The 3,532-nt window shown below is 52.2% G+C and carries 4 protein-coding genes; all 4 read right to left on the bottom strand.

Going from position 1 to position 3,532, the window contains the following annotated elements:
• Positions 1 to 239: 239 nt before the first annotated feature.
• Positions 240 to 1,187, bottom strand: a complete 948-nt coding sequence (locus XpruCFBP8353_RS22840) for a pre-peptidase C-terminal domain-containing protein (protein ID WP_282956983.1) — start codon at positions 1,185 to 1,187, stop codon at positions 240 to 242.
• 109 nt (positions 1,188 to 1,296) lie between these two features.
• Complete coding sequence (locus tag XpruCFBP8353_RS23610) at positions 1,297 to 1,827, bottom strand: hypothetical protein (RefSeq protein WP_133125705.1); 531 nt, start codon at positions 1,825 to 1,827, stop codon at positions 1,297 to 1,299.
• Between the two features lie 112 nt (positions 1,828 to 1,939).
• The gene (locus tag XpruCFBP8353_RS22845) at positions 1,940 to 2,404 is read right to left on the bottom strand and encodes a hypothetical protein (RefSeq protein WP_101365241.1); all 465 of its coding nucleotides are present in this window, start codon (positions 2,402 to 2,404) and stop codon (positions 1,940 to 1,942) included.
• Positions 2,405 to 3,149: 745 nt separating this feature from the next.
• The gene (locus XpruCFBP8353_RS22850) at positions 3,150 to 3,374 is read right to left on the bottom strand and encodes a hypothetical protein (protein WP_101365242.1); all 225 of its coding nucleotides are present in this window, start codon (positions 3,372 to 3,374) and stop codon (positions 3,150 to 3,152) included.
• Positions 3,375 to 3,532: the final 158 nt, after the last annotated feature.

The raw sequence follows: 3,532 nt of genomic DNA on the forward strand, positions 1-3,532 counted from the left end.
GCCCTCCCGACGCAGGCATCGCGTCGGTTGCACCCGCAAGATGCTGCAGGCACAAAAAACCCACTGGTTTGACGGAGGTGGTTACTTCGGGACGCATGGATTTGATCAGCACCTATGATGCGGCTGAACATACCGATAATTTTTAAAAAAATAACTCCAATCCTTTATCTTCACGAATCTTTTTATTACCGCAGTGTCGGCGCCAAGCCAAATATCAAGGCGCCGACCATATAAAAATATTAATTCCGGACCAGTGCCCTCAGAGCGACCTTTGAGTACGCGCTTACTCCAGATAGTCTAATGTAATACGTACCCGCAACCGGGTTGTCGACTTGCATCGTCTGACTGTTTGTCGAAGGACGAGCTGAGCGGCTCTCATAATCCGTTTCAGTGGGGATTGATTCTCTTTTCATGAAGAGAGATATATTTCCAGTTCCGCCGTACGACATAACTCGCAGAAGTTTTGCCCCAGCTGGTACGTCAAGTCTATATAGGTGGTCTTCACCTGCATCACCTTTAATCCCCTCAACTAACTCATCTGACTTGATCGGAGTAATTCCTTCCGCAACACTGCTAAATATTTGTCCCAGCAGGTCGGAATATACTTCTGCTGTGGCTCCAGGAGCATAAAAATACAATCCGCCAGTATCCTTTGCGAGGCGAGAAAAAACTTCTCGCGAAGACAGGGTGGCCGCCGGGATTACATCGGTGTTTCCATTGATCGCGCGACTCTTCGTGGCTGCACCCGCGACACAGTCGCCGGATAAGAGCACATTTACACGTGTCCCGCTAGCGCGAGCTTGTGCGATAAGGGCGTCAACATTTCCGGTCCCTGGCGACGCGTCGGTCGCTAGGATTACAGAGCCCTCCGAGTCTTCATCTGCGTCGATTCGTGAAAGTGCCAGTCCCAAAGCTCCAAGGGAGTCTTCCGGACAGTCATCACCGCCTGAAGCTGAAAGGGCTTGCACAGCGCTTATGACTGCTGAAGTGTCCTCAGTGTTTGCGAGTCGAAGAGTAGGAGAGTCCTTGAAACTAATGAGTTCATACGAAACGGCACGCTGATCTTCGCCGGTATTAGTATTACCAATGAAGCTTGCTATTGCAGTTTTAACGCCACTCAGCTGTGTACCCATTGAGCCAGTGTCATCAATGGTCAATTCTACTCGGATAGGCGGCCACGTTGTCACCAGGTTATTTATACGGACTTCGTCACCACAAGAGCCCGTATGTAGTGATTCTAAAACTGTACGATTAATTGGATTGCGTGCCCCACCAGAAGCACGGAGAATAGTAAAATTAGCCTAGCGCTCTGCTAGTAAGTGGATCGTCTACTACAAGAACGCCGTTACGGATACCCGCAATCGGATCGCGTGACACCGTAGAAGCCATAAAGCCACTGACCTCTGCAGTCTGTGCAGAGAAAGGACATGTTACCGTTGTCGCTGCCTCGCCGTTGATGGCAGCACCACCCGATATCCGAACTGTTGGGGTACCAAATCCCCAGAAGATCGCTGCTGGACCAACACTTCCACCTGCAGCGGATTGCTCACGAGTAAGCGTCCGCACGTCGCCTGTACGCGTGTTCAATTGATAGACGAGGTTCGGATCCAATTCATGCAAATACTTTAGTCCAAGCTTTTTGAGGATCACCCCGGTCTCCGGATGCTCTATAGTCATCTGGGAAGAAAAGTTCTTGGATCTTGCAATGAGTTCCGGTGCTGGATAATTGCGTGCCTCTTGCAACTGAGGTTCAGCCCGCACCTTTCCCGCTGAGCTAATGCCTAAGCTAGCTGCTATAAAAAAAATTGCATATTTATTCGCTTTCACGACAACATCTCCTTGTGTCGATAGATCGTATTGAATTGACAGACAACCATCTGTCATTATTACCCAGGATGGGCAATTCCATTGCCCGAGATTAATAGCCTCTCGGTAAATTTTACTTTATTGAGCTGGGACGAAAGGAAGCTCTGCCATAAGCCATGCTGCCGCTTGTTATCATAAATCCATTTTCAGGATCCAACTCATGACGGTCATCAGCGTCGTATTGCATCAGCATAAAAAGGCTACAAAATGCCTTGTCGAATATTTTCATGACAGCTAGATGTTGAAGCATGACCTCTGGAACATGACCCTTTAAACTTATAAGCCTTTCAAAATAATCGGGGTCAGTTAAAAGGTTTGCGGCCTCAGCAATTGCACCATGTAGCTCGGAGAGATCAGTCAATGCCCGCTGCTGTAGCGGCAGCGTGGACGAGTCCTGCGCAATCCGAAATGCGGCGCTTACGGCATCCCCCGCAATTCTTACTAGCTTTGATACCCGCTCAGTAGGATCATCAACCTTGTTAAGGTCTTCGATCTGATTTCGTAGATGCTCGAGATCCTCTGGAAAACAGCGGTCCATCGCTTCCTCACAGGTAGTTACTTTTTCGGTTTTTTTGCGAACGCCATGCCCATATAGCTAGCAGATCACACTTATGCTTCGTTTACAATCACTGAAAAGCAGCTGCCCGTTAGAGCCATGCCCCAGGCTGGCCGTGCCTGGCTCTGATCTTAGCGCTTCAAGCACGGAGCGATTTTTCATAGCAAGCGGATTCAACTGAAATTAACTACATACAGCCTAACGAACTCATTGGCACGCTTACTTGCCTGATGCTTGATTCGAGCTACGAAGCGGCTTCAGTTTAAATCCATTACTAGGGGCCTTGCCGGTGCCAATGACCATCTGCGCCCATGTCTACCAAGACCTCTGCACCCAGGGCTTCAAGGACATGCATCATCGATTGAGCGTGCTGTACAGATACGTCATGGATCTCAACACGTTCGCGCGCGAGTATTGATCTTTCGATTTTCCGGCGCTGCGCTGGCGAAGCACTTATCCCGCGCCGGAGGCGGCGTGCAAACTCGGCAGCAGCGTGCTCCCCTCAGATCGCCACTGAACGTCATCTACTCGCCACCTAAACACCGAAATCGTTGCCATCTGCGCCTAGCTGCTGTCAGACCGCCTAAGCGCGGTATAGCGCGATCCTCGCCGAGTCGTTCACCGCAGTCAATCGCCCCACGCCTGCGTAACCACCGCCCGACCCGCAGCACCGTCACGTGCCTTATCGAATTCCGATTCCAGGCTCGCAGGTTATCGCACGGTGCTTTTATGGGTCGCCATAGCTGTGCTCCATTCGCCGATCAAGGATTGCGCGCACGGCGTTGGCGGCATCGAAGATGGCTTGGCCCAGCGTGGGCAGGGTCTGCGCCTCCAGGCACTCCGGTTTGCTCATGGCGATGACGTCGCCATGAGCGATGAGGGTGCGTAGCAGGCGGTCGAGCTGGTCGCGTTGGTCCAGCGTGAGATGCAAGACGACGGCGGGGTGCTCCATCTGTGTCCTCCTCTGCGCGGTGAGCGGGGAGCGCGCACGGTGTGGCGATTGGCGCGTTGCGCTCGGCGCGGGGCATGCGGGTGCGTGCTGTGCGTGCGCTGCGCACCTGGTTAGTCCGTAGGTGCCACGGTGACGACCAGCTCGCCGTTGCGCAGGCG

Source organism: Xanthomonas prunicola, from assembly GCF_002846205.1.
Taxonomy (GTDB): domain Bacteria; phylum Pseudomonadota; class Gammaproteobacteria; order Xanthomonadales; family Xanthomonadaceae; genus Xanthomonas; species Xanthomonas prunicola.

Excerpts from the sequence above, each read along its gene's own strand:
- XpruCFBP8353_RS22845 (WP_101365241.1), bottom strand. The coding sequence starts at position 2,404 with ATGGACCGCTGTTTTCCAGAGGATCTCGAGCATCTACGAAATCAGATC.
- XpruCFBP8353_RS22850 (WP_101365242.1), bottom strand. The coding sequence starts at position 3,374 with ATGGAGCACCCCGCCGTCGTCTTGCATCTCACGCTGGACCAACGCGAC.